We start from the raw sequence: 18,309 nt of genomic DNA, 5'->3' as shown, positions 1-18,309 counted from the left end.
GTTCCTGAAACGCCTGAAGTTCCTGAAACGCCAGAAGTTCCTGAAACGCCTGAAGTTCCTGAAACCCCCGAAATTCCTGAAACCCCTGAAGTTCCCAGCACCACAGCCCTACCAACCCCCGAAGATCCCAACGGTAGCGACATTGCCGCCCAACCCAGTACCACCACCAACCCAGACCGCCCCCCCGAAACCCGCAACCCTGAAATTGCCAGCCTGATCAATCCCGATCCTCAAAGTATCTCTCAGGGTTTTCTCTTGCTCCGTCAAGGCACTCTTGAAAACAACGATCGGCAGTACGAAGATGGGAGCTTTTATGATGAACATTTGTTTGAAGGGCAAGCGGGACAATCGATCACGATTCAACTCCGGAGCAATGAGTTTGATACCTTTCTCGCTGTCTTTAATGAAAGTGGTTTAGAAATTCTGGCCCAAAATGATGATGCGAATGGTGAAAGTAATTCCAGCGTTACCATCACCCTCCCCTACAACGGCATCTATCGTGTTTTTGTGAATGGGTACGGCAATGACGATCTTGGTCAATATACGATCACGATTCGCTAGGGGGTGCGATCGCGCATCTCTCAGCCTTCTGTGGATCGGGGGGTGAACGGGATGCGATCGCAGGTTTGCCATGGCGATCGCATCCCAATTCCCCTGATCAGCCGGGACGAGATCCGGCCCCGCGATCGTCCTAGCGCCCCAACACTTCGCCCAGCGCCGTCAGCACCGTTTCCACATTTTCAGGGCGGCTATTCGTGCCCATCAGGCCAATGCGCCACACCTGGCCGCTGAGTTCCCCTAAACCGTTGCCAATTTCGAGGTTGTATTCTGCCAAGAGGCGGCGCGTCACCGCTTTCGCATCCACCCCATCGGGAACCCGCACCGTGGTTAGGGTCGGGAGACGATAGGCCCGCTCCACATGACAGCGCAGGCCCAACGCCTCTAAACCATCCCATAACTGTTCGGCGTTGCGTTGATGGCGGGCCCACACCTGTTCGAGTCCTTCTTCGGCCAGGAGACGGAGAGCCTCACGAATCGCATAGGTCATGTTAACCGGGGCCGTGTGGTGATAGACCCGACCATTGCCCCAATAGTTACGGAGCATGGACATATCCAAATACCAGTTGGCGACCTTGGTGCTGCGGTTGTCGAGTTTTGCGAGGGCGCGGGGGCCCATGGTGAAGGGGGAAATTCCGGGGGGGCAGCTTAACCCTTTTTGGCTGCAACTGTAGGCGAGATCTACATTCCACTCGTCGAGGAAGAGGGGTACAGCCCCAAGGCTGGTGACGGTATCCACTAGGAAAAGGCAGTCAAATTCGCGACAGAGAGCACCGATGCCTTCGAGGGGTTGACGCGCTCCGGTGGAGGTTTCGGCATGGACGAGGGCGAGGACTTGGGGGCGGCATTCTTCGAGGGCGGTGCGGAGTTCAGCGAGGCTAAACACGCCCCCCCAGGGTTTATGGAGGGTGCGCACGTCGGCCCGGTAGCGCCCGGCCATATCCACAAGACGATGCCCGAAGTAGCCCGATACTCCAACGAGGACGCGATCGCCCGGCTCCACCACATTCGCTAAGGTGGCTTCCATTGCCGCCGACCCCGTGCCGCTGATCGGGAGGGTCATCGGGTTGGTGGTTTGCCAGGTGTAGCGCAGCAGGCTTTGCACCTCGTCCATCAGTTGGAGATAGGCGGGGTCGAGGTGGCCAATGGGTTGGCGGTTCAGGGCCGCGATCACCGCTGGGTCAGCGTTGGAGGGGCCAGGGCCTAAGAGGAGACGGGTGGGGATGTTGAGGGGGGCGAGGTGGAGGTGATCCTGTTGATTGACCGTGGGGGCCGTGAGGGGGTGGGGGGAAGCCATGAATTTTTGTTAAATTTGTTACCGTTCATTTCCTATTATCGGAGTCATTGCTCCCTTTTGTCTTTGAATTTTAGTTAACGTTTGGGGCAGGGATGGAGGGGCGATCGCACCGCTTGATGATCGCTCAACCCTATACAGGAATTCGGTTCTAGGGTATAGTGGTCTCTGCTTAATTGACCGAATCGGCTCGAAATCAACGTTGAAATTTTGCTATAATTGAATAGAAAGTCAACGCATTAACTGCCCCCCTCTCAACCGCTGAACCTCTACACCCCATTAACCTATGGCTGCTGACACCAATCCCGCTCAATCCACGCTAGCCGACATCCGCGCCACCCGCCTCGAAAAGATCGATCAACTCCAAGCCGAAGGGATGAACCCCTACGCCTACCGGTGGGAATCCACCCACCACGCCGCTGAGTTGCAGGCCAAATACGCCGACCTGGCCCCAGAAGCGGAAGTGGAAGATTCTGTGGCGATCGCCGGCCGGATTATGGCGCGACGAGTCTTCGGAAAACTGGCATTTTTCACCCTCCAAGACGAGAGCGGCACGATTCAGCTTTACTTTGACAAAAAGCGCGTCACCGCCCACATGGAAGACCGCCCCAACGCCTTCAACCTCCTCAAAAAACTCACCGATGTAGGCGATATTATCGGTGTGACCGGCACGATCCGCCGTACCCAAAAAGGCGAACTCTCCGTCAACGTCAGCACCTACACGATGCTGACCAAATCCCTGTTGCCCCTCCCCGACAAATGGCACGGCCTCACCGACACCGAAAAACGCTACCGCCAACGCTACGTTGACCTAATCGTTAACCCGAACGTGCGCGAAACCTTCCGCCGCCGTGCCAAAATCACCGCCGCCATCCGCCGCTACCTCGACGACCACGACTTCATCGAAATCGAAACCCCCGTGCTGCAAAGTGAAGCCGGCGGCGCGGAAGCTCGCCCCTTCATCACCTACCACAACACCTTGCAGATGGATTTGTATCTGCGCATCGCCACGGAATTGCACCTGAAACGGTTGATCGTGGGCGGGTTTGAAAAGGTGTTTGAATTGGGGCGTATTTTCCGGAATGAAGGGGTTTCGACCCGCCACAATCCGGAATTCACCTCGATTGAAATTTACCAAGCCTATGCTGACTATCACGACATGATGGCCCTCACGGAAGCCCTCGTCACCACGGCCGCTCAGGAAGTGCTCGGTACGCTCAAACTCCAATACCAAGGCACAGCGGTTGATCTCACTCCGCCCTGGCGACGGGTGACGATGCATGATGCGGTACGGGAGGCGACGGGGGTTGATTTTACGGCGTTTGAGGCTTTGAGTGAGGCGATCGCAGCCGCCAACGCAGCGGGCATTCATGTGCCGGACGATTGCGCCAGCATCGGCAATTTGTTAAATGAAGCCTTCGAGCAAAAAGTAGAAGCCACCCTGATTCAACCCACCTTTATCATTGATTATCCCCTGGAAATTTCGCCCCTAACGAAACCCCACCGCGAAAAAGCGGGCCTCGTGGAGCGGTTTGAATTGTTCATGGTCGGACGGGAAACGGCCAATAGTTTTTCGGAACTCACTGATCCCATTGACCAACGGCAACGCCTCGAAGCCCAGTCTGCGAAAAAGGCGGCGGGGGATGTGGAGGCCCATGGCGTGGATGAGGATTTTCTCGCGGCGTTGGAATATGGGATGCCGCCGACGGGGGGGTTAGGGATTGGCATTGATCGCCTGGTGATGGTGCTGACGGATGCGCCAAGTATTCGGGATGTGATTGCGTTCCCGCTGCTGAAAAACACCAGCGCGGCGATCGCTTCAGCGGACTACGACGCGGAAAAAAAAATCCTCAAAGTGACCTTTAACCAAGGCAGCGTTTACCATTACAACGATGTGCCGCCCGACCTCTATCACGCGCTCAAACAAGCGCCCTCCCTGGGTCAATTTTTTAACGCACAGATCCGCGAACAGTATGGATGCGATCGCATTGTTTAACGTGGCCTCAATCGCCCTCGCGGCCCTAACATAAATCCGTTGGGGTCATCCATCCGGATTGGGGATTCAGTCCCTGTTCTGAAGGGGATCAAAGGCAGGCGGGTTAAACCGTAGCCCAAAGAGGGCGCGATCGCCTCACGATGGCTCATCGAGTAGCACTTCGTCCCTGTCCTCACCGGGTTCTGAGAGGGGGCGGTGCTCGGCCATGATTTTCGAGAGTTCGTCTACTTCAAAATAATGGTGAAACTTGTCGGTGATTTCGAGGAGATAGGAACGGCCTTCGGCTTGGCGGCGTTTGCGAACAAAGCCGAGTTCAACAAGTTCTTGCACCTGTTGGTAGGCGCTGCTGCCCCGTAGTTCGATCAAGTCGGTTTGGATGATCGGGGATTTGAGGGCGACGACGGCGAGGGTACGTAGCGCACCGATGCCCAGTTCAGCGGGGACGAGGTGCTGGATCAGGGTTTCAAAGGTGGGACGGAGTTGGAGACTATAGCCGGAGGGGGTTTCGACGATTTCGAGGGCACTGTCTCGGTGGGCATAGTCGTCCATCAGTTCGAGGAGGGCATCGCTGGCGGTTTTGCGCCCACATCCGGCATAGTCTGCGATCGCTCCTAGGGTCATGGGTTGTCCTTTGAGATAGAGAATCGCTTCAATGCAGGTGGCGAGACGGGGGGCGGAATCGGTCATAGACAGCTTGAACGCACAGAATTGATCAACACATCAATCTAACTGATGGCCGGTGAGTTTGACAAAGATATCTTCCAGGTTGGAGGCGCGGCACATCATCCCGGTTTTGTCGGGGATGGTGTCGAGGTGGTCGCTGGCGGCTTGGACGGTGGGGAAAAATTCCGATTCGAGGCGATCGCCCACTTGCCGCACAATCAACCCAGAACCATGTTTCGCCTTAAATTCCTCTAATGTCCCCAACGCGATCAACTGCCCCCCATCCATAATGCCGATGCGATCGCACAGGAATTCCACCTCATCCATGTAATGGGTGGTGAGTAACATCGTCATGCCTTGGCGATTGAGGTCGCGGATAATTTCCCACAAACGGCGACGATTCTGGGGGTCAAGGCCGACGGTGGGTTCATCGAGAAAGAGAATATCCGGCTCGTGCATCAGGGCGCGGGCAATTTGGAGGCGGCGTTTCATCCCACCGGAGAGGGTTTTCACCCGGTCATCCTTGCGATCGCTCAACTCCACATAGCCCAGCCATTTTTCAATCCGCCGCTGGCGTTCCGCCTTCGGAATATGGTGCAGCCGCCCGTGAAACTCCAAATTTTCCCACACCGATAAATCAATATCAACGCTCATCTGCTGCAACACCACCCCAATCGACCGCTTCACCAACGCCGGGTTTTGGGTGACATCATGGCCCGCCACCTCAATTTTGCCCGCCGTCGGTTCCGTCAACGTAATCAACATCCGAATCGTCGTCGATTTACCCGCCCCATTCGGCCCCAACAACCCGAACATCTCCCCCGGCTGAATCACAAAGGAAAGATCTTGCACCACAGGCACATTGTTATAGGTTTTGCAGACGCGATCGAGAGTAACAGCAGACACAGGTTTTTACGGTAAAGGGTTTTAGGTCACTCTGTAGGGTAGCACCATTGAGCGATCGGGGGGCTAAATCCGCTTGTAGATTATTCGTTTGACTTCTGAATTGTAGCCGCCTAACGCACTCGACAAGATTTGCGACGCACTGAACGAATCGCACCAAAAATCGTACGCTAAGGATTCAATTGTCTTGTAAAGTACACATTATCTATCGTTAACTCCAACCCAATAAATCACCCAAGAAAGAAGCCAGTTTCTCACCATTGTATTGGTGTTGAGTCAGGCTCGGATGCCATACTGCACCATAACCCCATTCTTCGCGAGCACCGGCAATTTCAAATATCTCAATCGATTTACCGCCTTGCGCATCAATCGTACGTTGGATCTCGCGCAGGTAGTCTTCAGCGACTGAGGGGTCTCCATTGGGTAATGTCCGATCTAGAAATAACCAGACAAGTTGAGCGCTTGGGTAACGAGCTTGAATTCGGTTGACTAGAGCAACACCCGTTTCAACAAATAACGCCCGATCGGGGGTTCGATCGACTTTGTAAAACCCATCATTGGTTCCTAGGTGGATCAACACACAATCTGGAATGTAAGACTGAAAATTCCACGGCTCTGGTTCCGGGGGCAGGAGTAACTCATAATGGTGTGGCATCGTAGGGGTTGTCTCCCCATTGGCATTACGAGTTAAACCAAAACCCGAGCGACAGAGATTAATCAGGTTGGCATTAAGTAAACGTGCGGCGATCGCACCATAGGCTAAATAGGCATTCTCTGTATGATCTTCAAACGGGTCATTGTGATGATTGGCTTCATTGCCAAAGCCACAGGCATGGGAATCGCCAATCAGCTCAATGGTGCGATCGAGGGGTGGTGGCAACGGCAGCAAGGTTTCGCCAAGAGCGAGTTCAATCCCCCGAAAGGTGACAGGTGAAAACCGCTCAACCTCGGTGCGTTTGTATAGGGTTACATGGTGCTCGCCGGGTTCGAGGTCTGTAGCGATCGTGTATTGTGAGAGTCCAGGATAGATGGCAATCTTGAACGGAGCTTGCTCATCAATAATGACAGCAAAATAATTGTGTAAGCCTTTGTCATTGGGTGGAGCGTTTAGCATGACTGCACAGTAAGCACCCGAGAATCGAAATGTAATCGTACTGCCTGACCAGCCCAAGCGCACTGCTTGGGGATCACGCTGATCGACACGGCCAATGTAGCGAATGAAGGGGTGATCAGCAGGAAATTTCTTCTTCAACTGCAACCAAGGAAAATGCTCTGATTTAGCTAGTCTGCCGATGTTGAGACCGAGAAAAAAGAATGAAGTTAAGCAAAAAACACGCCGACTTATTCGTTTGCTTGCTTTCTTATACATAATCTAAAAAAATAAGTAGCTTTTGTAGTGTCACGACACACCTTAAACAGTGGGTTACGGCGAATTACTAGGTTGTAGGGATGGCAGGAGTTTGATCCGCCTAACCCACCCTATAATAAAGCCTATTTTTAGCTATGCCATTGCAGTAGGGTGCGTTAGCAGGCAACCAATATCACCGTAAATTGATTCACTTTCCTTCCTGCGTAACGCACTAACCCCATTACTCACACTCTAAATCCTCCACAGTTATTTCATCACTGCCGCCCCAATCGGGTGGATAAACTCCCTCTTGAATAAACCGATGGATCGTTGAAAAAGTCCAATCCTGTGGCGAGATGCACAGTCCATGATGCACCGGATTGTAATGGATATAATCACAATGTCGAGCAAAATCGTGTTCATCTCGAATCAGATGCTCCCAAAACCGTCGCTGCCAAAGATTTTTCTCCTGACGTTGACGACGAGAACGAGAAATATTACGTTTGATATCAATTCGGTTTCTGTAATGCTTGGTAACATGGGTTTTGATCAGTCGGAGACGCACCGAAAAATCATGATCATCGGGTGGCAATGTGAAGATCCAATGAAAATGATCGGGTAGTAACACAACAGCATCAAGCGAAAATGGATATTTTGATTTGACTTTTAAGATGGCTTCTCGTAGGGCTTGGCGACCGATATCTTGACAGAGCCATTTTTCTCTTTGATAGGTAACTTGGGTGATAAAGTATGTGCCGCCGGAGACTTTAAATCTACGATAGTTTGACATTAGTGGGGTGCGTTACGGCGGATTCAAGGGGTGCGTTACGGCGGATTCAAGGGGTGCGTTACGGCGGATTTTAATTTGTTCTCTTTGATTCAAAATTGTGGCCGCCTAACACACCCTACTGGATTTACGATCGCGCTTCACCCATTGCGGCGTTGATCGAGGCTATTTCCTAAGCCTTGGATAATGCCGCGTCCTACTAATCCCAAACCTTTCCCGACCACTTGGGTTAAGAGATACACGACCCCTTGACCGAGCCAGGCAATGAGCGATCGCACCCGTGGCGCGATCGCATCTCGCGTTTCGAGGGCGATCGTGACCCACCAGCGGAGGCCCTGGAGTTGTTGGAGTTCCTCCTGTCGCGCTCCGTAGATGGATTGGTGGCGAATTGTGCTGCCATCGAGATAAAGCAGCCGGTAGCGGCTTTCAAAAATGGCGCGGGGTTCGTGCCAATAGGCATCAAGACGGAACCGCCACGAGAGTTCATTGCGGAAGCGGGTGAGGGCGCGGGTGGAAAAATAGCGGCGATCGTAGAGTTGATATTTCACCGCTTCCACGTCGGCATATTGGTTTAACACCAACTGCATCACCCCATTGGCTAACTGTAAAACGAGATGATCGAGCAACAGCGTTGATCGCGCTGCGGCTTCCGGTGATTCGCCGCGATAGTCGATCTGCTCGACGGGGATCGGGGTGTGGTGGATCAGGTGGGCGAGGAGGGCGGCGGCGTGGGGGCTTTGGGTGAGGGGGGCGGCGATGTTGGGAAATTCAGCCCAGACGAGATCGACGAGGGCGGTGTTTTGGCTTTGGCCGGGATAGTAGCGGCGCAACCATTCGAGGGTGATTTGTTGCCAGAGGTCGCGGAGAATGTCGGGGGTTTGGCGGCGGATTGCGTCAGGGTCGAGTTGGAGGTGTTGGGCTTCGTCGCACCAGCGGGTCAGGGTTTGACTGATTAAATAGAGTAATTCTGAACAGCGATCGCGCCGCAAAATATCAATTTCCATCACCACGCCGCTTTTATTGACCAACCCCACCCGGCTGGCACTGAGGAGGGGTATAAACCGGGTGGCGATCGGGGCCAATTCTGCTGAGGCTTCTACCAATTCCCCGGCTAAATGTTCCGGCTCGGTTCCCTCTGGAGCCGGTTCGGTCTGGGTTAACACCACTTCCACCGGCAGGAGTTGATGCAGACACCACCGCGCCGCCCGTAGTTCGCGCTGTTGCCCTTGGAGCATGAAGCGATCGAGGGGGGCAAGGGGGGCTTGGTCGATGCGATCGTTTAATGTGGCCAGGGCTGTATTAATTTGGCTCAACCCGGAGCGGCGCAGGTTATACAGCCAAGTTGGGGGGCGGTTGGGGAAATGGGGGGACGGGATTAATCGAGTCGGGCGGTCTTTGGGCCAAACGATTTCTCCCGCTGCCACTTGCTCCAGCGTCGAGCGGATCACCGCAGGGGAACTACCTTTGGGACAGTAGCCCTCAATGCCCAGATTTTTCAGGGTTTGGCGTTGGGCGGGATCGGGGCAGGGGGTGAGGAGAATGAGTAACTGTTCAGGATGGTTGATCTGCCATTGTTCGAGGCGACCCCAATCGCCGCCGCAGTCGATTAGAGTAACGGGGGTGGCGGCAGCGGGTAAGGCTGCGATCGCATCCGAATCCGGTTCGGCTGCCCAATCCCCTGCGACTAGGATCGTAATCCGGGGCATCGGGCTGAGGACTGTGACCAAACCCACACGAAAGACCGGATCAGGGTCGATGATGCGGATCGCAAGGGTGCGATCGTCGGGGGAAGCCGTGGGAGTGGGTTCAGCGTTACTCACAATTGCAGCAGCACATGCAAAGGCGCAATTTTAAAAAAAGATTAGCTCCCATTATCCCTGATTTTCCCGTTGCGGCTCATCTTGTTCCAAATCCTGACCCTGCCCCCTTGAACAAGGGTCTTAAGCCCCTTGCCCCATCGCACTTTTTTTCTAGAATTATCAAAAATTTTGGGTTTAAAACCCCGTCCTTCCAGGACGGCTTTGATGGACTAGAATTGGAATGGCGATAACCAAGCCACCAAAACTGAACCTTGAAAACCAAAGTTAGCGGGTTCCAAGTTGAAGAAGACCACCAAGATGGTAGCACTGAACTTGGGTAAAAGCTTTGCAGTAAATAGGCTGAACAGACTTTTAGCTTGTTCACAAGTCGGGATAGGGCATTGCCACGACTTTAAATGGGCATGGAGAGACAGTAAGACTGCTTCGGTAGCAAGTCTCGGTGAAGTGTCAAGAATCACCGCTCCTTCAGGACGGTGAGTATGTCAATGATGTACAGAGCCGGACAGACGAAAGTTTAGATGGTTTGGCCGCCCATCCTGCCGCAATGGTGCAGCGTAGTGCTATATCTGGCCTATGGGATCATGAGATGAGATGACGATGCAGCGATATTTTGCGACGGTGGCGCGGGGTCTAGAGCCTTTGGCGGCGCAGGAATTAGAAGCCTTAGGGGCCGAGCAGGTTTCGACCCAATTTACGGGGGTGGAGTTTTGGGGCGATCGCGCCTTGCTCTATCGGGTCAATCTGTGGGCGCGGACGGTGTTCCGGGTGCTGATGCCGATTGCAGAGGTGTCCTGCCGGAGTGCGGAAGACCTGTATCGTGATGTGCAAAAACTGGACTGGCGCGATTACCTCACCCCTGCCCACACCTTGGCCGTAGACTGCACCGGCAGTAATGCTGCCCTCAATCACACCCATTTCACCGCCCTCCAGGTGAAGAATGCGATCGTCGATCAACAGCGCCAACGGGGTGGCCGCCGCTCCGATGTGGACGCGCAACAACCGGATCTGCGCCTCAATCTCCACATTCACAAATACACCGGGGTGCTAAGTCTCGATAGTTCCGGGAGTAGCTTGCATCGGCGGGGCTATCGGCCGGCGGTGGGCACTGCACCATTGAAGGAAACCCTGGCGGCGGCATTGTTGGCGCAGATTGGCTGGGAGGGCGATCGCCCCCTCTATGACCCCTGTTGTGGGTCGGGGACGATTCCCCTCGAAGCGGGTTTAAAGGCGTTGAATATTGCGCCGGGCCTGTTTCGGGCGCAATTTGGCTTTGAAACCTGGCAGGATTTTGATGCGGATCTGTGGCAACAATTGCGCCAAGAGGCGGCCGCCCAGCAACGCGATCGCCTCGCTGCCCCGATTATCGGCAGCGATCGCGACCTCAGCACCCTCCAACAGGCCCACAGCAACGCGGAATATTGCGGCCTCGATCGCCTGATCGAATTTCAAACCGAAGATATTCTCGAAATGAAACCCCCCTGTGAATCGGGGGTTTTAATCTGCAATCCGCCCTACGGTCATCGTTTGGGGAACGAGAGCGAATTGGTGGAGTTTTATCGGCAGTTGGGCGATCGCCTCAAACAACAATTCACCGGCTGGACGGCCTACATTCTCACCACCAAGGCCCTCGGTAAACAGGTGGGACTCAAAGCCAGTCAACGGTTGCCGGTGTATAACGGTTCCCTCGCCTGTACCTTCCTCCGGTATGACCTCTATTGAGGCGCAACGTCAGCCTGAACCATGAACAAGCGGATAGATGCAAAACAAGAGCATGAATGAGCTAGCACGGGCCGAACAGATTTTAGAGATGGCGCAACGGTTGGGGGCGGGGGCGGTGGAGGTCTACAGTTCCACCTCGCGATCGCGCCCTGTGGTGTTTGAAGCCAATCGCCTCAAACAGTTGGAAAGTAGTGAATCGGCGGGGATGGCGGTGCGGGTCTGGATGGAGGGGCGACCCGGTTTAGCGGTGGCTTATGGGGAAGTGAACCCGGAGCCGTTGGTGGAAAATGCGATCGCGATCGCCAATCTCAACCCCAGTGAACCCATCGAACTCCCCGACTCGACCCCGATCACGCCTAGCGATCGCGGCACTTGGATCGACAGTGAAGCCCTGATGGATCTCGGCGATCGCACCATCGCCCAAGTCCTCGACACCTATCCGGATGTGCTGTGCAGTTTCTCGGCCCAGTGCGATCGCGATACCGTCCTGCTCCTTACCAGCAACGGGTTTCACGGTCAATACGCCACCACCAGCCTCAGCACCTCCATCGGCGTGGAATGGGTACGGGGCGAGGACTTTCTCGGCATCTATGACGACCTCGACAGCGACACCCTGCCCCACCCGGATCACCTCCTCGCCGCCACTTTGGAGCATCTCACCTGGGCCCAACACCATACCGCGCCCCCCACGGGCCAAGTTCCCGTCCTCTTCACCCCCAAAGCCGCCTCCCTCCTCTGGGATGTGGTGGCCGATGCGATGAACGCCAAAGCCTGTCACGACGGCTCATCCCCCTGGAGCAAACGCCACGGCCAGAGCATCCTCGCCCCCAACCTCACCCTGCGCCAAGACCCCCAGCAGGGCGGCGGCTACTGCCCCATGGACGACGAAGGCACGCCCACCCAAGCCCTAACCCTGATGGAAGGGGGCGTGTTTACCCAGATGTATTGCGATCGCACCCTGGGCCGTCGTTTCGGCCTCCCCAGCACCGGCAACGGCTTCCGCAGCGACCTAGGCCGCTACCCCAGCCCCGATCTCGTCAACCTCTTAATTGACCCCGGCCCGATGACCGCCGCCCAACTGCGCCACACGATCACCGATGGCCTCATCGTCGATCAGGTTTTAGGTGGGGGCGCGGATCTGTCGGGGGATTTTTCGGTGAATGTGGACTTAGGCTATCGTGTCCGCAACGGCAAGATCATCGGCCGGGTCAAGGATACGATGGTGACGGGCAATGTCTATGAAGCCTTGGGGCAGGATGTGCGCTTGGGGTGCGATCGCACTTGGCAAGGCAATGTCGCCACCCCGTCGGTGGTGGTGCAGGGGTTATCGGTGGTGGGGGACGAGGCAGATTAATAGTCGGCTAGGGTGGGGACGGGATGTTACTCAATTGTTGTGAAGTGGGCCGTCAAAATATTGGGTATGGTTGAGGGAAGGGCACAATATTCACTGGTTGCGTCACCAGACATCAGACATGGCGAAAAAAGCGAAGGGTTTTGGTCAAAAGCGCGAGGTTCCAACCCGAGAAGCGAAACAACTGCTCCTTGCGTTTGGTGAGCGCAGCCAAACGCAGGGTGAAGACCCTGAAAAACTAGAGCATTTTGTTGCGATCAAGCTGGATGAGTTAAACGAGTCTCTTTTGGAATCGCTCCCCCTGGCGTTTAATCGGCTCATTGAGCAGTCTTCTCCATCGGAACAAAGGCGCATCGCTAACATTGCGAACCATTTCGCTAACTTTTTATGTGAGTTTCCTCGGGGACAACGCTGGTTAAATCTAGAACTCAGCCTCATTCTCTATCGACTGAACTTAAAGATCGTTCGACGTGATGAGTTCCCCGAAGATTGGGCAGCGACCCAGAACAATCTGGCTGCTGCTTACCTTTATCGCATCCGAGGAGAGCGGGCCCAGAACCTCGAAGACGCGATCGCTACCTCTCAACTCGCCTTGCAGGTGTATACCCGAGAACAGTTCCCCGAACAATGGGCGATGACCCAGAACAATCTGGCTGCTGCTTACGCCGATCGCATCCGGGGGGAGCGGGCCCAGAACCTCGAAGACGCGATCACAGCCTATCAACTCGCCTTGCAGGTGTATACCCGAGAACAGTTCCCTGAACAATGGGCGATGACCCAGAACAATCTGGCCAATGCTTACTCCAATCGCATCCGGGGGGAGCGGGCCCAGAACCTCGAAGATGCGATCACCACCTATCAACTTGCCTTGCAGGTGTATACCCAAGAGCAGTTCCGTGAAAAATGGGCAATGACCCAGAACAATCTGGCGACTGCTTATCGCGATCATGTTCGGGGTAATGTCCTAGAGCATCTGAACACAGCCATCACTCACTATGAGTTAGCCGCAGAGGTCTTTACCCGTGATTGTTATCCGCAGAAGTGGGCGACGAACCAAAGCAACCTAGCCGAAGCCCTTATGAAAAAGGTCTCGATCACCCCAGAGACCCGTGATCTAGAAACCGCAGTTGCTCTGCTTCGCGAAGCCATTGAAACCCTAGCCGAAGGCAGTCCAGACTATATTGATGCTCAATATCGCCTAGGAAATGCACTCTCCCGCTACTATGAACAGACCCAGAATTCCCACGACCTAGAACAAGCGATCCAAGCCTACACAATCGCGGTTGATACCATCAGCCCCGAACATTACGATCGCAAACAAATTTGGCAAGCCATCCCCGCCACTCAATCGATTTTGGGCAGTCGCCTCGTTCGTTCGGGGGAATGGCAAGAAGGACTACAACTGTTACGCCATAGCATCGAGCAACTCCGCAACAGTGATGACAAATTAGCCTACGCAAACGCCCTCTACCAAACCGGCCGTGCCCACGAAATTTTGACCGATTGGTACAATGCACGCACCAAATACCGCGACGCACTACGGATTTACAAACATTTCAAGGAAGAGCCAGGTATCGCCAAAAGTCGATTGGGTTTAGGGAGTGTACTCATCCAGCAAGGCTACTTAGACAAAGGACTTCACGAACTCGAACAAGCCCAAGAACTCTATACTCAATTGGGACAGCCCAAGAAAATCGCCGAAGTTGAACGACTACTTCAATTAGCCCAACGAGCACAGCAAAGAACACAAGCACTGAGTCAGGTGAACCCATGACAACCGCCGACGATATCTTTGACCAATCTTCAAACAGTATTGAGCGCCTCGGTCTTCGTGAAATTCCCTTCACCGAAAGTCCGATTGACCTACTGGATGCTGGCAGTGAAACCCTGAACCACGTCTTCACGGGGCGAGAGCATGAACTACGCCAGGTTTTTAATCTTTTCCAGAGCCGTGAGCGCCGCCGAATTTTAGTGTATGGTCGCCTGGGTATCGGTAAAAGTGCCTTCTTGTTGGAGGTGCTTTCGGTGCTGCGCCGCAAGCGTCCGAAGATGCTGACTACCTACGTCTCATTACCGGCCAACCTTGATATTGCAACCACGGCTTTGATTGCGATCGCCCAAGAACTCCCCGACAATGAATGGGCACAGCGTCAGCTTCACCAGATGGGCATCCCCACCGCCAAACCCTTGAAAGATCGCAGCTCTGAAGTGGGTGGCTCGATGGGGATTATGGGCAAGATTTCGGAACAGAATCTACCCACCACAAACCTGCAATATCCGACATTTGCGCTGGACACCCTCCTTGAACAAGCTCACAAAGCCTATCCTGACGGAATTGTGATCGCGATCGACGATCTTGATAAACAGGAACCCCGCAAAGTTAGCGAACTGCTACACGACGCTCAAGGCGTACTCAAAGGACGCGCCTGGTTCATGCTGACGGGGCATCCCATCGGGATGACCAGCGATCTGCTCACCAGTGAACGCGGCTTATTTGATCTGCAACTCCCCCTCACCGAGCTTGATGAGGACACGACCTACCAAATGCTGATCAACTATCTCAGTAGTGCCAGGATTGGCGATGTCTATGACGATCCCGACGATCGGCGGGCAATTTTGCCCTTTTTGCCCGATGCAGCGCGACATTTTTGTCAGGCTTCTCTCGGTAAACCTCGCCTCTTTAACCGTTTAGGTCGCCATATTTTGGCCACTGCGGCAGACCTTGGTGCAGAAACCATTACCCTCGATATCCTCAACCAAGGACTCCGTGCCGCCGAAATGGATATGCTGCAACAGGCAGCTCTAACCTTCCAAGAAGAACGAGTTCGCGAATTGCTCCTCAATCGCGGCAACCTATCCGATGAAGACATGACCTATGAGGAGCTTCAGGAATTAGGTGTGGCCAGTTTCGGAGAATTACTCCCCATCCTGGAACGTCTTGAAACCGAAGACCTTGCTTATCAAATCGCTCAAGACGATGTGCAGGCTTTTGCACCAATTCCACTTGCCCCCCTTGAAGAGGAATAGTCTTCAATTAACCCGTAAGAGTGCGATCGCACTTCGGATTAAGCCCCACAATCAACCATGACGGCTGAATCATTGAGGCTAAAACGATTGGCCAGAATTAGAGTACACAAAGTTACCCAATCTCACATTTCAGTGCAGCCCACCGACTTAGTCATAATAAATTTCTTTCTCAATCTCGATCACTTTGTTGTCTCTGAATATGACCGATCTCCCAAACCAAGCAAAATCTAATATCTTCAATCGTGCATCTGATGAATAAGAGTAGATAGCAGTGCCATCCTCGATTTGATAGATGCTCAACGGTTCCCCCATCAGTTGGTCTACCTCATTTTTGGGCATACCTATTGTAATTTTATTGAAATTCTCTTCATTATAATTTTCTGAATATTGTGTATCGATAGACGGCCAAAGAAAAAAGTATGACTCTACCCCAAAAAACACATACCAAGCTGCAAAAATAAAAATGCCAGCCATGATCGAAAATACTGAAGTCTTCATCTATTTCTCCTTTTAATAACTCCATAAAAACGAGATAGATAGAATCTCCTAAACAACAGCGAAAAGACTGCTTACATAAAGTCCCGGTCAATCCTTCTTGTTTACATTAAGGCAGGGGGATTAAGGTTTTGGTTCCCTCGACTCGTCTCACTGCGCCCAGTCGGAAGGACTAATCATGGGTAAGCTGTCGCAGGGACTTGAGCGTTAACCTGGATGAGTCATGACCAAAACCATTGGGTTACAAGCCTCGCCCTTCTCGGGAGACTTTCGATAGAATAGCGCAAAGAATATCGAATCCGTCAGGGTTGGGCAGACCTACGGCGCTTGTCTTGATGAGCGTTCTGACGTGCTTTGCACAGGCTACGCGAGTGCGTCTTGCGCCGACGGCGGGGTCGCACTGCACATAGGCAGGGATAGTGTGTCAGACCCCACACGGAGCGGTCTATTTGTTAGGAAGTTGGCCGTTTGGCTCGTTGGACTGGGAATCCCCACGCATTTAGGTTGGGGAGGATGTCAAAATGGAAAAAGAGAGTGATGCAATTAAGTCACTGATTTTGGTTTCCTTGGGGTGAAGATCTCTAGGTATGCTGTGTTTAGAGTATTGCAGTGATGGTGCTCTGGGCTTGTCTCGTCTTACCAAGAGGACAGTGTGCCGTGATTTGTGTGGTGCGTTGATAGTACAGACTGCTCCATCGATACTTCCGTCATTTGCCCCCGAAGATTATGTCAAAGGTTTTAATTGTTGAAGATGATCCCATGAACCGCTTGGTATTTTCGCGTGTCTTAACAAAGCGGGGTCAGTTTGAGGTGCGGTGTACGGAGGACGTGGATGATGTGCTCGACACGGCTCAGGCGGGGGATGTGGATATTGTGTTGATGGATATTGGTTTGCCCAATAGTTATTACCAAGGCAAGGCGGTCAATGGGGTGCAGATTACCCAGCTTTTGAAGGCGAATCCGGAGACGGCGCATTTGCCGGTGGTGTTGGTGACGGCGTTTAATATGCCGGGCGATCGCGATCGCTACCTGAAGCAAAGCGGAGCCGATGGTTACATTCCCAAACCCGTGGTAGACCATCATGATTTTGTGCTGCAAATTAATCACTATCTCACCCAAGGTGTGCAAGCTCCCGCATCACACTCGCCTGAACCCAGCCCCATTGATGCGGATGTTTAACCCACGCAATCCCTAGCCGCTCAACTTTGGCGACCTTTCACGTCCAAAGGGCTGGTTAAACAGCCCTTTTTGGCTGGGGTGGCGTGAGATCGAGGTTAAGGAAATTGACTGAGTTGATCTTGAATGGCAGGGAGTGCCAAGAATTGCTCTGTGTCTTCGATCAGGCGATCGCCCCAAAGATTGAGGATCAGAAAATCAAGATCACCGTAGGCCGGATCGAGGGATAGGGCTAGTTGACCGAGGCGAATGGCTTCTTCGGAGGGGTTTTGTGCATAGCGGGCGACGGCGATCGCGAGCATCGGCTCAACGGCATTCTCATCAATCTTGAGCGCTTCTTGCCAGGCCTCTAGGGCTGCTTTGCTGTCTCCCTGTTCATACACCACTAGCCCAATATTGTTAATGGCGGGCCAAAAGTCGGCTTCCAGGGCGATCGCTTTGCGATAGGCGGCGATCGCATCACCGTACTCCGCCAGTTTGTAATGGGTATTGCCCAAATCAAACCAGGCTTCAATCGACTCTTCATCTTCTGTCAGACCGGTCTTAAACACCTGTTTCGCCTCGACATATTGCTCATTTTGGAAATATGCCGACCCCAGCATAAACAACAAACCCGAACGCTCCGGGAGTTCTTCGGCAGACGGCATCAAGGTTTGAGCCGTTTCCAACGAGTCGATCGCGCCTGGGTAGTCTTGGTTTTGAAGCTGTAAACTGCCTAAGAGAAACCAGGCTCGAAATTCCTGGGGCACGAGTTGAGCCGCTAGCTTGGCCCGAGGAAAGGCTAAATCGTATTGCTCAAACCGGGTGAGCTGCACGGCATCTTGTAAGATGCCTAAACCCTGTTCTTCAAAATCCTCGCTGTTGAGATTGAGACGGTAGGGAAGGAGTGCCTGGGCCTGAGCGGGTAAGCTCAGTTGGCACAGTCCGGCGATCGCTAAAATTGAGAAGATCCAGTTTCGCTTGGGCACAATCGTATATCGAGATTTCGTCAGTGATTCTATCTTTGACATACTCCCCCGCTAAACCCTACAGGCTAGAGTGGGAGATTCTGAACAGCCAGTTACCTGACCATTTATCCACTCAAACAACGAGAGTTGCAGAGGGTTGCTAGGCTCAACGACTAACGCCATTGATTTATCCTGATTTCTCAAATCTGTTAATTCAGATTTAGC

Annotated in this window: 15 protein-coding genes; 7 read left to right on the top strand and 8 right to left on the bottom strand. The window is 53.4% G+C overall.

Annotated elements, in window-relative coordinates:
• The coding region (locus PN477_RS20175) for a PPC domain-containing protein (protein WP_272147582.1) at nt 1–561 on the top strand (561 nt) is incomplete at its 5' end.
• 130 nt (nt 562–691) lie between these two features.
• Here the strand turns inward: PN477_RS20175 and PN477_RS20170 are convergent.
• On the bottom strand, nt 692–1,855 hold the full coding sequence (locus tag PN477_RS20170) for a pyridoxal-phosphate-dependent aminotransferase family protein (RefSeq protein ID WP_272117484.1): 1,164 nt from the start codon (nt 1,853–1,855) through the stop codon (nt 692–694).
• A gap of 283 nt (nt 1,856–2,138) precedes the next feature.
• On the opposite strand from PN477_RS20170, the gene lysS reads away from it, so the two are divergent.
• Nucleotides 2,139–3,848 (top strand): lysine--tRNA ligase, encoded by a 1,710-nt coding sequence (gene lysS, locus PN477_RS20165; protein ID WP_272117483.1) that lies wholly within the window; start codon nt 2,139–2,141, stop codon nt 3,846–3,848.
• A gap of 135 nt (nt 3,849–3,983) precedes the next feature.
• Here the strand turns inward: lysS and scpB are convergent, their stop codons facing one another.
• The 5 genes from scpB to PN477_RS20140 all read right to left on the bottom strand — a co-directional run bounded on the left by scpB (nt 3,984) and on the right by PN477_RS20140 (nt 9,369).
• On the bottom strand, nt 3,984–4,535 hold the full coding sequence (gene scpB, locus PN477_RS20160) for an SMC-Scp complex subunit ScpB (protein ID WP_272117481.1): 552 nt from the start codon (nt 4,533–4,535) through the stop codon (nt 3,984–3,986).
• Nucleotides 4,536–4,568: 33 nt separating this feature from the next.
• Complete coding sequence (locus PN477_RS20155) at nt 4,569–5,417, bottom strand: ABC transporter ATP-binding protein (protein WP_272117479.1); 849 nt, start codon at nt 5,415–5,417, stop codon at nt 4,569–4,571.
• 208 nt (nt 5,418–5,625) lie between these two features.
• The gene (locus tag PN477_RS20150; RefSeq protein WP_272117477.1) at nt 5,626–6,783 is read right to left on the bottom strand and encodes an SGNH/GDSL hydrolase family protein; all 1,158 of its coding nucleotides are present in this window, start codon (nt 6,781–6,783) and stop codon (nt 5,626–5,628) included.
• Nucleotides 6,784–7,003: 220 nt separating this feature from the next.
• The gene (locus PN477_RS20145) at nt 7,004–7,552 is read right to left on the bottom strand and encodes an REP-associated tyrosine transposase (protein WP_272117474.1); all 549 of its coding nucleotides are present in this window, start codon (nt 7,550–7,552) and stop codon (nt 7,004–7,006) included.
• Between the two features lie 137 nt (nt 7,553–7,689).
• A complete protein-coding gene (locus PN477_RS20140; RefSeq protein ID WP_272120356.1) occupies nt 7,690–9,369 on the bottom strand; it encodes a DUF3685 domain-containing protein in 1,680 nt (559 codons plus the stop codon).
• Nucleotides 9,370–9,966: 597 nt separating this feature from the next.
• Here PN477_RS20140 and PN477_RS20135 point away from each other — a divergent pair.
• From PN477_RS20135 to PN477_RS20120, 4 genes are all read left to right on the top strand, one after another.
• Complete coding sequence (locus PN477_RS20135; protein ID WP_417158870.1) at nt 9,967–11,088, top strand: THUMP domain-containing class I SAM-dependent RNA methyltransferase; 1,122 nt, start codon at nt 9,967–9,969, stop codon at nt 11,086–11,088.
• Between the two features lie 52 nt (nt 11,089–11,140).
• Complete coding sequence (locus tag PN477_RS20130; protein ID WP_272120360.1) at nt 11,141–12,442, top strand: TldD/PmbA family protein; 1,302 nt, start codon at nt 11,141–11,143, stop codon at nt 12,440–12,442.
• Nucleotides 12,443–12,560: 118 nt separating this feature from the next.
• A complete protein-coding gene (locus tag PN477_RS20125; RefSeq protein ID WP_272120362.1) occupies nt 12,561–14,213 on the top strand; it encodes a tetratricopeptide repeat protein in 1,653 nt (550 codons plus the stop codon).
• The gene (locus PN477_RS20120) at nt 14,210–15,466 is read left to right on the top strand and encodes an AAA family ATPase (RefSeq protein WP_272120365.1); all 1,257 of its coding nucleotides are present in this window, start codon (nt 14,210–14,212) and stop codon (nt 15,464–15,466) included. Before PN477_RS20125 ends, PN477_RS20120 begins: the two co-directional genes overlap by 4 nt.
• Nucleotides 15,467–15,613: 147 nt before the next feature.
• On the opposite strand, the gene bamE is transcribed toward PN477_RS20120, so the two are convergent.
• Nucleotides 15,614–15,964: an outer membrane protein assembly factor BamE domain-containing protein gene (bamE, locus tag PN477_RS20115; RefSeq protein ID WP_272120367.1), complete on the bottom strand. Its 351-nt coding sequence runs from the start codon at nt 15,962–15,964 to the stop codon at nt 15,614–15,616.
• A gap of 723 nt (nt 15,965–16,687) precedes the next feature.
• On the opposite strand from bamE, the gene PN477_RS20110 reads away from it, so the two are divergent.
• The gene (locus PN477_RS20110; protein ID WP_272120369.1) at nt 16,688–17,140 is read left to right on the top strand and encodes a response regulator; all 453 of its coding nucleotides are present in this window, start codon (nt 16,688–16,690) and stop codon (nt 17,138–17,140) included.
• 95 nt (nt 17,141–17,235) lie between these two features.
• Here PN477_RS20110 and PN477_RS20105 read toward each other — a convergent pair whose 3' ends face one another.
• The gene (locus PN477_RS20105; protein WP_272120372.1) at nt 17,236–18,147 is read right to left on the bottom strand and encodes a tetratricopeptide repeat protein; all 912 of its coding nucleotides are present in this window, start codon (nt 18,145–18,147) and stop codon (nt 17,236–17,238) included.
• Between the last annotated feature and the right edge of the window lie 162 nt (nt 18,148–18,309).

The organism is Spirulina subsalsa CS-330 (genome assembly GCF_028330765.1).
Classification (GTDB): Bacteria; Cyanobacteriota; Cyanobacteriia; order Cyanobacteriales; family Spirulinaceae; genus Spirulina; species Spirulina subsalsa_A.
The sequence above is the reverse complement of the archived record's forward strand: the minus strand, read 5'-3'. Positions and strand labels throughout refer to the sequence as shown.